The organism is Marinobacter sp. LV10MA510-1 (assembly GCF_002563885.1).
GTDB lineage: Bacteria > Pseudomonadota > Gammaproteobacteria > Pseudomonadales > Oleiphilaceae > Marinobacter.
The window spans coordinates 2435247-2449867 of sequence record NZ_PDJA01000001.1; the positions used below are offsets into that span (position 1 = coordinate 2435247).

Below are 14621 nucleotides of genomic sequence, written 5' to 3' on the forward strand. Positions count from 1 at the left end.
GCTTACTGGTTATCGACAGCTTCTTTCGTCGCTTTGAAGATCCGCTGTTTTGCGCCGTCTTCCTTAATCTGGAAGCCAACACGATCGGCTTTGCCGGTCTGCGGATTAAAAATAGCCACGTTAGAAGCCTGGATAGGCGCTTCTTTTTCGACGATGCCACCAGGGGTGCTCAGCGCCGGGTTTGGCTTGGTGTGCTTCTTCATCATGTTGATGCCAGAAACAATTACCTTGCCATCGTCCTGAACTTTCAGAACTTTACCACGTTTGCCTTTGTCTTTCCCCGTAGTGACGATTACTTCGTCATCTCGTTTGATCTTTTTCATGTCCGGCCTCTGGTCCTTTAAAGTACTTCGGGTGCCAGTGAGATAATCTTCATGAACTTCTCATTTCGCAGTTCACGGGTAACCGGTCCGAAGATACGGGTACCAATGGGCGCGTCCTGGGCGTTCAGAAGTACGGCCGCGTTGCCGTCAAAACGAATCAAAGATCCATCTGGACGACGCACACCTTTACGGGTGCGCACTACGACAGCCTTCAGTACCTGGCCTTTTTTCACTTTACCGCGGGGAATGGCTTCCTTGACGGTTACCTTGATAATATCCCCGATTGCAGCATAACGCCTGTGTGAACCGCCCAGGACCTTGATGCACATCACCTGACGCGCACCGCTGTTATCCGCGACTTCAAGCATTGTTTGAGTCTGAATCATGGTTATTCTCCGGGCGATTTACACCTTGGATGCATGTTCAGTGACTTCCACTAAGGCCCAGCTTTTGGTCTTAGAGACCGGACGGGTTTCCTTAATGGTTACGCTGTCACCGATATTGCACTGGTTGCTCTCATCGTGAGCATGAATCTTGGTTGAACGCTTCATGTACTTACCGTACAGAGGGTGTTTCACCTGACGTTCGACCAACACCACGATGGATTTCTCCATCTTGTTGCTCACGACCTTGCCGCTCAGAGTTCTGGCAGTTTGGGTAGCTTCGGTCATGTCACTGTCCTGCCTTTTCGTTCAATACTGTTTTCACGCGAGCAATATCACGCTTCACCCCAGGGAGAAGATGAGACTGATTCAGCTGACCTGTCGCTTTACGCATGCGCAGGTTGAACTGCTCCTTAAGGAGACCGATCAGCTCTTTATTCAGCTCCTCGGCTGATTTTGCACGCAGCTCTGTTGCTTTCATCACATCACCGTCCTCGTTACGAAGGTGGTCTGTACCGGCAGCTTCGCAGCCGCCAGAGTGAAAGCTTCGCGTGCGATTTCTTCAGTCACACCTTCCATCTCATAGAGCATACGGCCCGGCTGAATTTCAGCCACCCAGTACTCGACAGAACCTTTACCTTTACCCATTCGAACTTCCAGCGGTTTGCCAGTAATTGGCTTGTCCGGGAAGACGCGAATCCAAATCTTACCACCCCGCTTGATCTTGCGGGTCATGGTACGACGTGCGGCTTCAATCTGGCGAGCAGTCATACGCCCGCGAGTAACCGCTTTCAATCCGTATTCACCGAAGCTCACCTTGTTAGCGCGGTGAGCAAGACCGGTATTACGGCCCTTCATTACCTTGCGAAATTTGGTGCGTTTTGGTTGCAGCATAAGAGTGCCCCTTTACTTAGAACCTTTCTTCCCAGAGGCTTTCTTGTCAGCACGGACTTGTTCCATACCACCAAGAATCTCACCTTTGAAGATCCATACCTTGACGCCGATTACGCCGTAAGTGGTATGCGCTTCGTAGGTCGAGTAATCAATATCTGCACGCAATGTATGCAGCGGAACACGACCTTCGCGATACCACTCGGAACGGGCAATTTCAGCTCCCCCGAGACGACCGCCAACCTGAATCTTGATGCCCTTGGCGCCTTGACGCATGGCGTTCTGTACCGCGCGCTTCATAGCACGACGGAACATCACACGACGCTCCAACTGACCGGCAACGTTTTGCGCTACCAAACGGGCATCCAGGTCCGGCTTGCGGACTTCTTCGATGTTGATGTGCACAGGCACACCCATCATGTCGCTAACTTCACGACGCAGACGGTCAACATCTTCACCCTTCTTCCCGATAACAATACCCGGGCGGGCGGTATGGATCGTGATACGGGCGTTCTGAGCAGGGCGCTCGATCACAATCTTGCTGACAGACGCCTTTACCAGACGCTTGTCGAGGAATTCACGAACCTGAATATCGTTCAACAGGTTTTTCGCGTAGTCCTTTTTATCGGCATACCATACTGAGTTGTGCTCTTTGATCACACCCAGGCGAAAGCCGATCGGATTTACTTTATGACCCATCTGAGCATCTCCTACTTGTCGGCGACCTTGACGGTGATATGACAGGTGCGCTTCATAATTCTGTCAGCGCGCCCCTTGGCTCGAGCTTTAATTCGCTTGAGCGTCGGGCCCTCATCCACCATCACGGTGGAGACCCGCAGATCATCTACGTCCAGACCTTCGTTATGCTCAGCGTTAGCAATTGCGGATTCAAGAGCTTTCTTGATAATCCCAGCTGCTTTCTTAGGGCTGAAAGTCAAAATATTCAGAGCGTCCTCAACAGCCTTGCCGCGAACCTGATCGGCAACAAGACGAGCTTTCTGAGCTGAGAGGCGAGCGCCCTTATACTTGGCTGCTACTTCCATTTCATTTCCCCTCACAATCAGCGTTTCGCTTTCTTGTCGGCCGAATGGCCACGATAAGTGCGCGTTGCTGCGAACTCACCTAGTTTATGACCGACCATATCTTCGGTAACATAAACCGGCACGTGTTGCTTGCCGTTGTGGACTGCGATGGTCAAGCCTACGAACTCTGGGAAAATCGTGGAACGACGCGACCAGGTCTTAATTGGTCGCTTGTCGTTCACTTCCAGAGCTGCCTCGACCTTCTTCAACAGATGCAGGTCTATGAAAGGACCTTTCTTTAAAGAACGTGGCACAGCATTTACCTCTATTTAGTCGTTTACTTGGCTGAACGACGACGTACTATCATCTTGTCAGTACGCTTGTTCTTACGAGTCTTATGCCCTTTGGTCGGAACACCCCATGGAGTAACTGGGTGACGCCCGCCAGAGGTACGCCCTTCACCACCACCGTGTGGGTGGTCAACTGGGTTCATAGCCACACCACGTACCGTTGGACGCTTTCCGCGCCAACGTGATGCACCCGCTTTGCCAAGCCGCTTGAGACTGTGTTCACTGTTGGATACTTCACCCAACGTAGCACGGCAATCTACAAGCACCTTTCGCATTTCACCTGAGCGCAGGCGGATAGTCGCGTAAGCGCCTTCCCGAGCAACCAGCTGTACGGATGCGCCCGCAGAGCGAGCCAACTGTGCACCTTTACCAGGCTTGAGCTCAACGCAATGGATCACAGAACCAACCGGGATATTCCGCAGCGGCAATGTACTTCCCACCTTAATAGGCGCGTCGATTCCTGAGCGCACGGGCTCACCGATCTGCATGCCCTTGGGAGCGATAATGTAACGGCGCTCGCCATCCGAGTACTTGATCAGCGCGATGTGCGCCGAGCGGTTAGGATCGTATTCAATGCGCTCAATTGTCGCAGGAATACCATCTTTAATCCGCTTGAAGTCTATTATGCGGTAGTGCTGTTTATGGCCACCACCAATGTGACGGGTAGTGATACGGCCATTATTATTACGGCCACCCGATTTGCTTTGCGATTCGACCAACGGTTCGTAAGGGCGCCCTTTGTGTAAATCCGGGTTGTACAGCTTTACAACGTGACGGCGTCCGGGAGATGTTGGCTTGGTTTTGACGATCGGCATATTACGACCCCTTTACCTTATTCCACATCCAGAAAATCGATGTCCTGACCTTCAGCCAGCTTTACATAAGCCTTACGAATGTCATTACGCTTGCCGAACCCGCGAGCTGTGCGTTTAAGCTTGCCCTTACGATTCAGAACCTGAACACCTTCGACGGTGACGTTGAACAATTGCTCAACGGCTTTTTTAATCTCGGGCTTGGTAGCATCCGGGGCGACCCGAAACACTACCTGGCCATGTTCGGCCACGCGAGATGCTTTTTCCGATACGTGAGGCCCTAACAGAACCTTGTAGATACGTTCCTGATTCATCCCAGCATCTCCTCGATTTTCTTCAGAGCGGGAACAGTCACCACGATTTTCTCGTGAGCAACCAGGCTAACCGGATCCAGGCCAGCAACATCACGCACATCGACGTGAGGCACGTTGCGCGAGGCCAGGTGCAGGTTCTGATCAAGATTTTCTGACAGGATCAGCACGTTGCTTAAACCCATATCAGCCAACTTGGCAGTAAAGGCCTTGGTCTTTGGGGTGTCGATTGAAAAATCGTCAACCACAATCAGGCGTTCCTGACGGACCAGCTCGGACAAAATGGAGCGCATTGCAGCGCGGTACATTTTCCGGTTTACCTTTTGCTCGTAGCTGCGAGGCTTCGCTGCAAAGGTAACACCACCGGAGCGCCAAATTGGGCTGCGGATAGTACCAGCACGGGCACGACCAGTGCCCTTCTGACGCCAGGGCTTCTTACCACCACCCCTGACTTCTGAACGGGTCTTCTGAGCCTTGGTACCCTGACGGCCAGCAGCCATATAGGCTACAACTACCTGGTGAACCAGTGCTTCATTAAAATCTTTTGCGAAAGTAGCCTCGGAAACCGTAATTCCCTGACCGCTACCTGTAATTGTCAATTCCATCGAACCGCTCCTCAGGCTTTAACAGCAGGCTTGATGACAACATCGCCACCAGTCGCGCCGGGGACGGCACCACTAACCAGCAGAAGATTGCGCTCAGCGTCGACACGGACAATTTTCAGGTTCTGCACAGTAACCTGCGCATTACCCATCTGGCCCGCCATCTTTTTGCCTTTGAATACCTTGCCCGGAGTCTGGTTTTGACCAATAGAACCCGGAGCACGGTGAGACAGGGAGTTACCGTGGGTAGCATCCTGCATGGCGAAGTTCCAGCGCTTTACGCCGCCCTGGAAACCTTTACCTTTGGATGTACCTGTGGCGTCAACGGCCTGACCGTCTTCAAAAACAGACGCAGTAATTTCGCCGCCGGCAACCAGGTCTTCACCTTCGCCGTCTGCCAAACGAAATTCCCATACGCTACGGCCCGCTTCAACACCGGCTTTTGCGAAGTGACCTGCTGCACTCTTGTTAACACGAGAGGAACGACGCGAACCTACCGTTATCTGAACAGCACGGTAGCCGTCATTTTCAAGAGTTTTGAGTTGAGTGATGCGGTTAGAATCAACCTCGATCACCGTTACGGGCAACGCTTGCCCGTCTTCCGTAAATATACGGGTCATACCGGCCTTACGACCGACAATACCAATTGCCATGTTTCACCTCTAAGTGTACGGGGCTTTCACCCTCTATGGCCTTATGACAGTTACACAGGTTAATACCGGGCGGTATTAACCGAGGCTGATCTGAACGTCTACACCTGCTGCCAGGTCTAGTTTCATCAAAGCATCTACTGTCTTTTCCGTCGGCTCAACAATGTCGAGCAAACGCTTATGGGTACGAATTTCATACTGGTCGCGCGCGTCTTTGTTGACGTGCGGTGAAACCAGAATCGTGAACTTTTCCTTGCGCGTAGGCAAAGGAATAGGTCCGCGCACCTGAGCGCCGGTCCGCTTAGCGGTGTCGACAATCTCTTGCGTAGACTGGTCGATCAGGCGGTAATCGAACGCCTTCAACCGAATCCGAATCTTTTGGCTTTGCATGTTGCACCAAACTCCACTCGTAGCAGCGAACCCGTCGCTGACCTTCAAAAAAGGAGCCGCATTGTATGCATAATAAACAACCCTGTCAACAGCAATGCTGATTGACCCGGCTGACGCGTACATTGCAACTGAAATAGAAAAAGGGGCTGATCACATCAGCCCCTTTTCCAGATCCTAAGAGTAGATTACTCGAGAATCTTGGCGACAACACCGGCGCCTACGGTACGGCCGCCTTCGCGAATCGCGAAGCGCAGGCCATCTTCCATGGCGATCGGAGCAATCAAAGTCACTTCCATCTTCACGTTATCACCTGGCATAACCATTTCTACGCCTTCTGGCAATTCACAAGCACCGGTGACGTCGGTGGTACGGAAGTAGAACTGCGGGCGATAGCCCTTGAAGAACGGAGTATGACGGCCGCCTTCGTTTTTGCTCAGTACGTACACTTCGCACTCAAACTTGGTGTGCGGCTTCATGCTGCCTGGCTTACACAGAACCTGACCACGTTCAACGTCATCGCGCTTGGTGCCGCGCAACAGTACGCCAACGTTCTCGCCTGCACGACCTTCGTCCAGCAGTTTGCGGAACATTTCAACGCCGGTGCAAACCGTCTTAACGGTGTCTTTAAGACCAACGATTTCCACTTCTTCGCCAATCTTGACAACACCACGCTCTACACGACCGGTTACAACTGTACCACGACCAGAGATAGAGAATACGTCTTCGATAGGCATCAGGAACGGCAGATTAATCGCACGCTCAGGCTCGGGGATGTACGAATCCAGAGCTTCTACCAGCTTACGAACAGCGGTAGTGCCCATTTCGTTATCATCTTTGCCTTCCAGCGCCATCAACGCAGAGCCAGTGATGATCGGAGTATCGTCAGCCGGGAAGTCGTACATTTCCAGCAGATCGCGTACTTCCATCTCTACCAGTTCAAGCAGCTCTTCATCGTCAACCATGTCCGCTTTGTTCAGGAACACAACGATGTAAGGAACACCTACTTGACGTGACAGCAGGATGTGCTCGCGGGTCTGCGGCATAGGGCCGTCAGCAGCGGAGCAAACCAGAATAGCGCCGTCCATCTGCGCCGCACCCGTGATCATGTTCTTCACATAATCAGCGTGGCCCGGGCAATCTACGTGTGCGTAATGACGGTTCGGGGAATCATACTCAACGTGAGACGTCGCGATGGTAATACCACGCGCACGCTCTTCAGGAGCATTGTCGATCTGGTCAAAAGCACTTGCGGAACCTGTTCCCCATACGTCGTGACATACACGCGTCAGGGCAGCTGTCAGAGTGGTCTTACCATGGTCAACGTGACCAATGGTGCCCACGTTCAAGTGTGGCTTCTTACGTTCGAATTTAGATTTAGACACAGTTATACCTCTTCCTGTTACTCAAGTCTTGGGTATCAACCCTTTTTGATAATTGCTTCGGCAATGTTATTCGGTGCTTCGGCGTACCGCGAAAACTCCATCGCATAGGACGCACGGCCCTGAGTAGCAGAGCGCAGATCTGTGGCGTAACCGAACATTTCCGACAACGGAACTTCGCTACGCACAATCTTTCCACTAACACCGTCTTCCATGCCCTGAATCAGACCACGGCGACGGTTCAGGTCACCTACCACATCACCCATGTAATCTTCAGGTGTTACCACCTCAACCTTCATCATCGGCTCCAGCAAAGCTGGACTCGCCTCTAGCGCGCCTTTCTTCATCGCCATGGAACCCGCGATTTTGAACGCCATTTCGTTGGAGTCCACATCGTGAAAGGAACCGTCATACAAGGTTGCCTTGATACCCAGCAGCGGGTAACCAGCCAGACAGCCATTCTGCATCTGCTCAATGATACCTTGCTGAACCGCTGGAATGTATTCCTTCGGCACAGTACCACCAACGATTTCGTTGACGAAGATGAAGTTTTCAGCGTCTTCCCGGTCCAAGGGCAGCGGCTCAATCCTGACTTTAACGTGACCGTATTGACCGCGACCGCCTGACTGACGCACAAACTTACCTTCTACATCCACCGACTTGCGGATACACTCACGATAGGCCACCTGGGGCTTACCGATGTTTGCTTCAACACTGAACTCGCGACGCATGCGATCAACAATGATATCCAGGTGCAGCTCACCCATACCGGAAATAATCGTCTGACCGGACTCTTCGTCGGTACGGACCTGAAAAGACGGATCTTCCTGCGCCAGTTTGCCAAGTGCAACGCCCATCTTCTCCTGATCAGCTTTTGTCTTTGGTTCAACCGCTACGGAAATAACCGGATCCGGAAACTCCATACGCTCAAGAATAATCTTGTGATTTTCGTCGCACAAAGTATCGCCGGTGGTAACGTTCTTCAGACCAATTGCAGCAGCAATATCGCCTGCAAGCACTTCCTTGATCTCTTGCCGATCCTTCGCATGCATCTGAACCATACGGCCGACACGCTCTCTTTTGCCCTTCACGGAGTTATAAACGGCGTTGCCAGACTGAAGCGTGCCAGAGTAAACCCGGAAGAACGTCAAGGTACCAACAAAAGGATCTGTTGCAATCTTAAATGCCAGAGCGGAAAAAGGTGCAGCGTCGTCAGCTTTACGGGTCTCTTCGGCCCCGTTCTCGTCGACTTCACCACGAATCGCCTTAACTTCATCCGGCGCCGGCAAAAATTCAACGACAGAATCCAGTACAGCCTGAACACCCTTGTTCTTGAACGCAGAACCGCAGCACGCTACAACAATCTCGTTTGCCAAAGTGCGCATCCGAAGACCTTTCTTGATGTCTACCACGTTGAGCTCACCCTCATCGAGGTAGCGCATCGTTAGTTCATCGTTCGCTTCTGCGGCGGCTTCCATCATTATTTCGCGATGCAGCGCCACTTCATCTAACATTTCGGCAGGAACGTCGCGTTCCTCGTAGGTTACGCCAGCGTCGTCTGGGTTCCAGTAAATCGCTTTGTTTCGAATCAAGTCGATTACACCAGCAAAATCTTCTTCAGCGCCAATCGGCAATTGAATCGGAACACAGGTTGCACCTAAACGCTTTTTGATCTGATCGACTACTCGCAGAAAGTTAGCGCCAGCACGATCCATCTTGTTGACGAACACCATGCGCGGCACTTCGTACTTATTGGCTTGGCGCCACACTGTCTCGGACTGAGGCTCGACACCGGAAGAACCACAGAACACAACAACAGCGCCGTCAAGCACACGCAATGAGCGCTCTACCTCGATGGTAAAGTCAACGTGTCCCGGAGTGTCGATAATATTAATCCGATGCTCAGGATACTGCTTGTCCATACCCTGCCAAAAACAGGTCGTTGCAGCAGACGTAATAGTAATACCACGCTCCTGCTCCTGCTCCATCCAGTCCATGGTGGCCGCGCCATCATGGACTTCACCGATTTTGTGCGAGACACCTGTGTAAAACAGAACCCGCTCGGTAGTTGTGGTTTTGCCCGCATCAACGTGCGCAACAATACCAATGTTTCGATATCGCGTAATCGGAGTCTTACGTGCCACTGTATAAACCTCGGCTGTTTAGAAACGGAAGTGAGAGAACGCCTTGTTGGCTTCTGCCATGCGGTGAACATCTTCCCGCTTCTTAACGGCGGCACCCTTACTTTCTACAGCGTCGAGGATTTCCCCGGCAAGGCGCTGTGCCATGGATTTCTCACCACGCTTCCGTGAAAAGTCAACGAGCCAACGCATAGCCAGTGCGTGCTGACGGGAAGGCCGCACTTCGACCGGCACCTGGTAGGTAGCACCACCCACACGACGGGACTTAACCTCTACCATCGGCTGAATGTTTTCCAGGGCCTTTTCGAACATGTCGATCGGCTCTTCCTTGGATTTTTCGGCAACAATAGTGAGCGCTCCATAAACAATACGCTCTGCTACGCCTTTTTTACCGCTTTCCATCACGTGGTTGATGAATTTGGCAAGACGCGCACTGCCGAACTTAGGATCTGGGATGATATCCCGTTTTGCTGCAATTCTTCTTCTAGGCATCGATAAGCCCTTAATGTCAAAAGGTCTTCAGGAACCCCTGAGATAGCATCAGCTACTCAGCCTTACTCTCATCGTTCTAACAAGCAACGATAAAAGACACCCGATCAAAGATCAGGATTTGGGTCGTTTTGTACCGTACTTGGAGCGACCCTGCTTACGGTTCTGTACACCTTGGGTGTCCAGTGTTCCGCGAACAGTGTGATAGCGCACACCCGGAAGGTCTTTTACTCGACCACCACGGATTAGCACAACACTGTGCTCCTGAAGGTTGTGACCTTCACCACCAATGTAAGAGGAAACCTCGAAGCCATTAGTAAGACGAACACGACACACTTTACGCAGTGCTGAGTTCGGCTTCTTTGGCGTTGTGGTATACACACGAGTGCATACACCACGGCGCTGAGGACATGCCTGAAGAGCAGGAACATCGCTCTTGGCTACCTTGCGTTTACGAGGCTTACGCACCAACTGATTAATCGTTGCCATGTAAGCAAACTCCAAAAACCGTATCAATGAAACTTACCCCCAATGAAGAGGGTAAAATTTAGGGGACGCAAGTTTAAGGCCCACGCCCCCGGACAGTCAAGGTGACTGTTCTCTTTTTAACCACCCAGGTGTGAGTAACTACCCCTAGGTGGCCGCCGTTTACCTCAGCCTTCGCGGTTGAGCTCGGCACTCAGTGCTTCTTCTACATCGGCCGCAGTCACGCCCTGCTGTTCCAGTTCGCGTTTGCGACGACGCGCCGCGTGATACGCCAGACCAGTACCCGCAGGTATCAGTCGACCAACCACCACGTTTTCTTTCAGGCCGCGCAGGTAGTCACGCTTACCGGTTACTGCACCTTCGGTGAGTACCCGCGTGGTTTCCTGGAACGAAGCCGCAGAGATAAACGATTCGGTTGCCAGCGACGCTTTGGTAATGCCCAACAACAGACGCTCGAACCGTGCCGGTTCTTTGTCGGCGACATTAGCCGCTTCGTTGGCTTCCAGTACCCTGTTGATTTCGACAGAATCGCCGGAAATCATCTGGGTATCGCCCGGATCTGTAATTTCAACTTTGCGCAGCATCTGACGCACAATAACTTCGATGTGCTTGTCGTTGATGACTACGCCCTGCAGACGGTAAACGTCTTGGATTTCGTTGGTAATGTACCTTGCCAGCTCAACCACACCCAGCAGACGCAAAATATCGTGCGGGTTTGACGGGCCGTCCGAGATTACCTCACCCTTTTCAACCGTTTCGCCTTCAAACACGTTCATCTGACGGTGCTTGGGAATCAGCACTTCGTAGACATCGGCGTCACGCGGGGTGATCACCAGGCGCTTCTTACCTTTGGTTTCCTTGCCAAACGACACTGTGCCGCTGACTTCCGCAAGAATCGACGACTCTTTCGGGCGACGAGCATCAAACAGATCGGCAACCCGCGGCAGACCACCGGTGATGTCACGGGTCTTCGAGCTTTCCTGGGGAATACGTGCAACCACGTCACCCAACTCGATGCGCGCGCTGTTGGCCATAGTTACCAGAGCGTTGGCAGGCAGGAAGAAGATCGCCGCGCCTCCCATCGGCAGATCAACATCGTTGCCGGCTTCATCCAACATCTGGATAGCAGGACGAATGTCCTTACCAGCGGCCGGGCGCTCTTTCGGATCGATAACTTCCATGGTCGACAGACCGGTAAGATCGTCGGTCTGGGTGCGCACGGTAATGCCCTGGTCCATGTTAACGAACTTGGCTGTACCTTCGGCTTCGGCAATGATCGGGTGAGTGTGTGGATCCCATTTGGCGACCACGACACCCGCTTCAATCACGTCGCCGGTTTTCACTGACAGTACAGCACCGTAAGGCAACTTGTACCACTCGCGCTCACGGCCCTGTTCGTCGGCAATCGCCAACGCCGAGGAGCGGGAGATAACAACCAGCGAACCGTTGCTCTTTTCCAGCGACTTCAAGTTGTGCAGGCGAACGGTACCGCCGTGCTTGACCTGAATATTGTCTACCGCAGAAGCCCTACTTGCCGCACCACCGATGTGGAAGGTACGCATGGTCAGCTGAGTACCCGGCTCACCAATAGACTGAGCTGCTATAACACCAACAGCTTCGCCCACGTTCACCTGATGGCCACGGGCCAAATCACGCCCATAGCACTTGGAGCAGATGCCGTGTCGGGTATTACAGGTAATCGCAGAGCGTACCCATACTTCGTCGACACCCGCGCCTTCAATCGCTTCGATGGCTTTTTCATCCAACAAAGTACCGGCCAAAATAATGGCGTTGTCTTTGTCGGTCGGCGTAAACGCATCACGTGCGGTTACCCGGCCCAATACCCGCGCACCCAAAGGCACAACAACGTCGCCGCCTTCGATGTGCGGTATCATCAGCAGACCTTCGGTGGTTCCGCAATCTACTTCGGTAACCACCAGATCCTGAGACACATCCACCAGGCGACGGGTCAGGTAACCGGAGTTCGCGGTCTTCAGAGCGGTATCTGCCAAGCCTTTACGAGCACCGTGGGTGGAAATAAAGTACTGCAGTACGTTAAGACCTTCACGGAAGTTAGCGGTAATCGGCGTTTCGATGATCGAGCCATCCGGCTTGGCCATCAAGCCACGCATACCTGCTAGCTGACGAATCTGCGCCGCGGAGCCCCGAGCGCCGGAATCGGCCATCATGTAAACGGAGTTAAAAGACTCCTGCATGACCGGCTCACCGTTTTCATCCATCAACGGCTTGCCGTCAGGCCCCATAACCGCTTCTTTCGACAGGCGCTCCATCATGGCCTTAGAGACCTTGTCATTCGCGCGTGACCAGATATCGATAACCTTGTTGTACTTTTCGCCCTGGGTCAGCAGACCGGACGCGTACTGGTTTTCGATGTCTTTTACTTCCTGTGTCGCAGCATCCACCAGCTGGTACTTCTCTGGAGGAATCTCGAAGTCATTAAAGCCAATCGAAATGCCGGATACGGTGGCGTACTGATAACCGGTGTACATCAGCTGGTCAGCAAAAATAACCGTTTCTTTCAGACCCGCGTCGCGGTAACAGATGTTGATCAGGTTAGAGATCGCTTTCTTGACCATCGGCTTGTTGATCAGGCTGTAAGACAGACCGTCAGGCACAATGTCAAACAACAGCGCACGACCCACCGTGGTTTCCACGATGTTATAACTCTCGCTGCGGCTGCCGTCTTCGGCGATCACCACTTCCCTTACGCGGACTTTAACGGTGGCTTGCAGGTGTACTTTGCCTGCGCCGTAAGCGCGGTGTACTTCTTTAACATCGGCAAACACCATGCCTTGGCCAAGCGCGTTTTTGCGCTCGCGGGTCATGTAATACAAACCCAGTACCACGTCTTGCGACGGCACAATGATAGGCTCGCCGTTTGCCGGTGACAGCACGTTGTTGGTGGACATCATCAACGCCCGCGCTTCCAGCTGGGCTTCGATAGTCAACGGTACGTGTACCGCCATCTGGTCCCCGTCGAAGTCGGCGTTGTAAGCAGCACACACCAGCGGATGCAGCTGGATAGCCTTGCCTTCAATCAGTACCGGTTCGAACGCCTGAATGCCCAAACGGTGCAGCGTAGGCGCACGGTTCAGCATGATCGGGTGCTCACGGATGACTTCGTCCAGAATGTCCCAGACCACACCCTCTTCGCGCTCGACCATTTTCTTGGCCGCCTTGATGGTGGTGGCCAGGCCGCGATGTTCAAGTTTGGAGAAAATAAATGGCTTGAACAATTCCAGCGCCATCTTCTTGGGCAGACCACACTGGTGCAAGCGCAAGTACGGGCCTACTACGATGACCGAACGGCCAGAGTAGTCGACTCGCTTACCCAACAAGTTCTGACGGAAACGACCTTGCTTGCCTTTAATCATATCGGCAAGAGATTTCAGCGGACGCTTGTTAGTGCCAGTAATGGCACGGCCACGGCGTCCGTTATCCAGCAACGCGTCAACCGCTTCCTGCAACATGCGCTTTTCGTTACGCACGATAATATCGGGAGCGTTCAGCTCCAACAGGCGCTTCAGGCGGTTGTTACGGTTGATCACCCGACGGTACAAATCGTTCAGGTCGGAGGTCGCAAAACGACCACCGTCCAACGGTACCAAGGGGCGAAGGTCTGGCGGCAGCACCGGCAGAACGGTCATCACCATGTCGCCCGGCTTGTTGCCGGAGTACAGGAACGCCTCAAGAATTTTCAGACGCTTGCTGAATTTCTTGATCTTGGTTTCCGAGTTGGTCTGCGGAATTTCTTCACGCAAACGGTCAACTTCTTCCTGCAGGTCGATGGCTTGCAGAAGCTCTTTGATGGCCTCGGCGCCCATGCGAGCGTCGAACTCATCACCGAACTCTTCCAGAGCTTCGAAATACTGCTCGTCGTTGAGCAGCTGACCGCGCTCCAGCGTCGTCATACCTGGTTCGATCACGATGAAGGATTCGAAGTACAACACCCGCTCGATATCGCGCAGAGTCATATCCAACATCAGACCGATGCGTGACGGCAGCGACTTAAGGAACCAGATGTGAGCTACCGGGCTGGCCAGCTCTATGTGACCCATGCGATCGCGGCGGACGCTGGCCAAAGCCACTTCCACGCCACACTTTTCGCAAATAACACCGCGGTGCTTCAAGCGCTTGTACTTTCCGCACAGGCACTCGTAGTCTTTGATCGGGCCAAAAATCTTGGCACAGAACAAACCGTCACGCTCTGGCTTGAACGTGCGGTAGTTGATCGTTTCAGGCTTTTTCACTTCACCGAAGGACCAGGAACGGATCATGTCAGGTGATGCCAGACCAATACGGATGGCATCAAATTCTTTGCTCTGATTCTGGCTCTTGAGAAGATTCAATAAATCTTTCATCAGTAAAAGC

The 14621-nt window shown here is 52.8% G+C and carries 18 protein-coding genes; all 18 read right to left on the reverse strand.

Annotated elements, in window-relative coordinates:
* Positions 1 to 2 precede the first annotated feature (2 nt).
* The 18 genes from rplX to rpoC all read right to left on the reverse strand — a co-directional run bounded on the left by rplX (position 3) and on the right by rpoC (position 14611).
* Positions 3 to 323 (reverse strand): 50S ribosomal protein L24, encoded by a 321-nt coding sequence (gene rplX, locus ATI45_RS11630; RefSeq protein WP_007350491.1) that lies wholly within the window; start codon positions 321 to 323, stop codon positions 3 to 5.
* A 17-nt stretch (positions 324 to 340) separates the two neighbouring features.
* The gene (rplN, locus tag ATI45_RS11635; RefSeq protein WP_007350492.1) at positions 341 to 709 is read right to left on the reverse strand and encodes a 50S ribosomal protein L14; all 369 of its coding nucleotides are present in this window, start codon (positions 707 to 709) and stop codon (positions 341 to 343) included.
* Between the two features lie 18 nt (positions 710 to 727).
* The gene (rpsQ, locus tag ATI45_RS11640) at positions 728 to 994 is read right to left on the reverse strand and encodes a 30S ribosomal protein S17 (protein WP_098419645.1); all 267 of its coding nucleotides are present in this window, start codon (positions 992 to 994) and stop codon (positions 728 to 730) included.
* 1 nt (position 995) lies between these two features.
* The gene (gene rpmC, locus ATI45_RS11645) at positions 996 to 1187 is read right to left on the reverse strand and encodes a 50S ribosomal protein L29 (protein WP_007350494.1); all 192 of its coding nucleotides are present in this window, start codon (positions 1185 to 1187) and stop codon (positions 996 to 998) included.
* A complete protein-coding gene (gene rplP, locus ATI45_RS11650; protein ID WP_098419646.1) occupies positions 1187 to 1600 on the reverse strand; it encodes a 50S ribosomal protein L16 in 414 nt (137 codons plus the stop codon). Before rplP ends, rpmC begins: the two co-directional genes overlap by 1 nt.
* 12 nt (positions 1601 to 1612) lie before the next feature.
* Entirely contained in the window at positions 1613 to 2296 is a 684-nt protein-coding gene (gene rpsC / locus ATI45_RS11655; RefSeq protein ID WP_098419647.1) for a 30S ribosomal protein S3, read from the reverse strand.
* Between the two features lie 11 nt (positions 2297 to 2307).
* Positions 2308 to 2640 carry a 50S ribosomal protein L22 gene (gene rplV / locus ATI45_RS11660; RefSeq protein WP_014869923.1) on the reverse strand — a complete coding sequence of 111 codons (333 nt, stop codon included), beginning with the start codon at positions 2638 to 2640 and terminating at the stop codon, positions 2308 to 2310.
* Between the two features lie 17 nt (positions 2641 to 2657).
* Positions 2658 to 2933, reverse strand: coding sequence for a 30S ribosomal protein S19 (gene rpsS, locus ATI45_RS11665; RefSeq protein WP_007350498.1), 276 nt, complete (start codon positions 2931 to 2933; stop codon positions 2658 to 2660).
* Positions 2934 to 2956: 23 nt separating this feature from the next.
* A complete protein-coding gene (gene rplB, locus ATI45_RS11670; protein ID WP_098419648.1) occupies positions 2957 to 3784 on the reverse strand; it encodes a 50S ribosomal protein L2 in 828 nt (275 codons plus the stop codon).
* A 17-nt stretch (positions 3785 to 3801) separates the two neighbouring features.
* On the reverse strand, positions 3802 to 4095 hold the full coding sequence (gene rplW / locus ATI45_RS11675; RefSeq protein WP_007350500.1) for a 50S ribosomal protein L23: 294 nt from the start codon (positions 4093 to 4095) through the stop codon (positions 3802 to 3804).
* The gene (rplD, locus tag ATI45_RS11680) at positions 4092 to 4697 is read right to left on the reverse strand and encodes a 50S ribosomal protein L4 (protein WP_007350501.1); all 606 of its coding nucleotides are present in this window, start codon (positions 4695 to 4697) and stop codon (positions 4092 to 4094) included. Before rplD ends, rplW begins: the two co-directional genes overlap by 4 nt.
* 11 nt (positions 4698 to 4708) lie before the next feature.
* Positions 4709 to 5347 (reverse strand): 50S ribosomal protein L3, encoded by a 639-nt coding sequence (gene rplC / locus ATI45_RS11685; protein ID WP_007350502.1) that lies wholly within the window; start codon positions 5345 to 5347, stop codon positions 4709 to 4711.
* 75 nt (positions 5348 to 5422) lie between these two features.
* Positions 5423 to 5734, reverse strand: coding sequence for a 30S ribosomal protein S10 (gene rpsJ / locus ATI45_RS11690; RefSeq protein ID WP_007350503.1), 312 nt, complete (start codon positions 5732 to 5734; stop codon positions 5423 to 5425).
* Between the two features lie 185 nt (positions 5735 to 5919).
* Entirely contained in the window at positions 5920 to 7116 is a 1197-nt protein-coding gene (gene tuf, locus ATI45_RS11695) for an elongation factor Tu (RefSeq protein ID WP_098419649.1), read from the reverse strand.
* Positions 7117 to 7151: 35 nt separating this feature from the next.
* The gene (gene fusA / locus ATI45_RS11700) at positions 7152 to 9257 is read right to left on the reverse strand and encodes an elongation factor G (RefSeq protein ID WP_098419650.1); all 2106 of its coding nucleotides are present in this window, start codon (positions 9255 to 9257) and stop codon (positions 7152 to 7154) included.
* 18 nt (positions 9258 to 9275) lie between these two features.
* A complete protein-coding gene (gene rpsG / locus ATI45_RS11705) occupies positions 9276 to 9746 on the reverse strand; it encodes a 30S ribosomal protein S7 (protein WP_014869920.1) in 471 nt (156 codons plus the stop codon).
* Positions 9747 to 9857: 111 nt separating this feature from the next.
* Complete coding sequence (gene rpsL / locus ATI45_RS11710) at positions 9858 to 10232, reverse strand: 30S ribosomal protein S12 (RefSeq protein ID WP_018405045.1); 375 nt, start codon at positions 10230 to 10232, stop codon at positions 9858 to 9860.
* A 164-nt stretch (positions 10233 to 10396) separates the two neighbouring features.
* Positions 10397 to 14611, reverse strand: coding sequence for a DNA-directed RNA polymerase subunit beta' (gene rpoC, locus ATI45_RS11715; protein ID WP_098419651.1), 4215 nt, complete (start codon positions 14609 to 14611; stop codon positions 10397 to 10399).
* Positions 14612 to 14621: the final 10 nt, after the last annotated feature.

What these genes read in the sequence shown, in the direction of transcription:
- rplX (WP_007350491.1), bottom strand. Translation starts at nt 323, where the DNA reads ATGAAAAAGATCAAACGAGATGACGAAGTAATCGTCACTACGGGGAAA.
- rplN (WP_007350492.1), bottom strand. Translation starts at nt 709, where the DNA reads ATGATTCAGACTCAAACAATGCTTGAAGTCGCGGATAACAGCGGTGCG.
- rpsQ (WP_098419645.1), bottom strand. Translation starts at nt 994, where the DNA reads ATGACCGAAGCTACCCAAACTGCCAGAACTCTGAGCGGCAAGGTCGTG.
- rpmC (WP_007350494.1), bottom strand. Translation starts at nt 1,187, where the DNA reads ATGAAAGCAACAGAGCTGCGTGCAAAATCAGCCGAGGAGCTGAATAAA.
- rplP (WP_098419646.1), bottom strand. Translation starts at nt 1,600, where the DNA reads ATGCTGCAACCAAAACGCACCAAATTTCGCAAGGTAATGAAGGGCCGT.
- rpsC (WP_098419647.1), bottom strand. Translation starts at nt 2,296, where the DNA reads ATGGGTCATAAAGTAAATCCGATCGGCTTTCGCCTGGGTGTGATCAAA.
- rplV (WP_014869923.1), bottom strand. Translation starts at nt 2,640, where the DNA reads ATGGAAGTAGCAGCCAAGTATAAGGGCGCTCGCCTCTCAGCTCAGAAA.
- rplB (WP_098419648.1), bottom strand. Translation starts at nt 3,784, where the DNA reads ATGCCGATCGTCAAAACCAAGCCAACATCTCCCGGACGCCGTCACGTT.
- rplW (WP_007350500.1), bottom strand. Translation starts at nt 4,095, where the DNA reads ATGAATCAGGAACGTATCTACAAGGTTCTGTTAGGGCCTCACGTATCG.
- rplD (WP_007350501.1), bottom strand. Translation starts at nt 4,697, where the DNA reads ATGGAATTGACAATTACAGGTAGCGGTCAGGGAATTACGGTTTCCGAG.
- rplC (WP_007350502.1), bottom strand. Translation starts at nt 5,347, where the DNA reads ATGGCAATTGGTATTGTCGGTCGTAAGGCCGGTATGACCCGTATATTT.
- rpsJ (WP_007350503.1), bottom strand. Translation starts at nt 5,734, where the DNA reads ATGCAAAGCCAAAAGATTCGGATTCGGTTGAAGGCGTTCGATTACCGC.
- rpsG (WP_014869920.1), bottom strand. Translation starts at nt 9,746, where the DNA reads ATGCCTAGAAGAAGAATTGCAGCAAAACGGGATATCATCCCAGATCCT.
- rpsL (WP_018405045.1), bottom strand. Translation starts at nt 10,232, where the DNA reads ATGGCAACGATTAATCAGTTGGTGCGTAAGCCTCGTAAACGCAAGGTA.
- rpoC (WP_098419651.1), bottom strand. Translation starts at nt 14,611, where the DNA reads ATGAAAGATTTATTGAATCTTCTCAAGAGCCAGAATCAGAGCAAAGAA.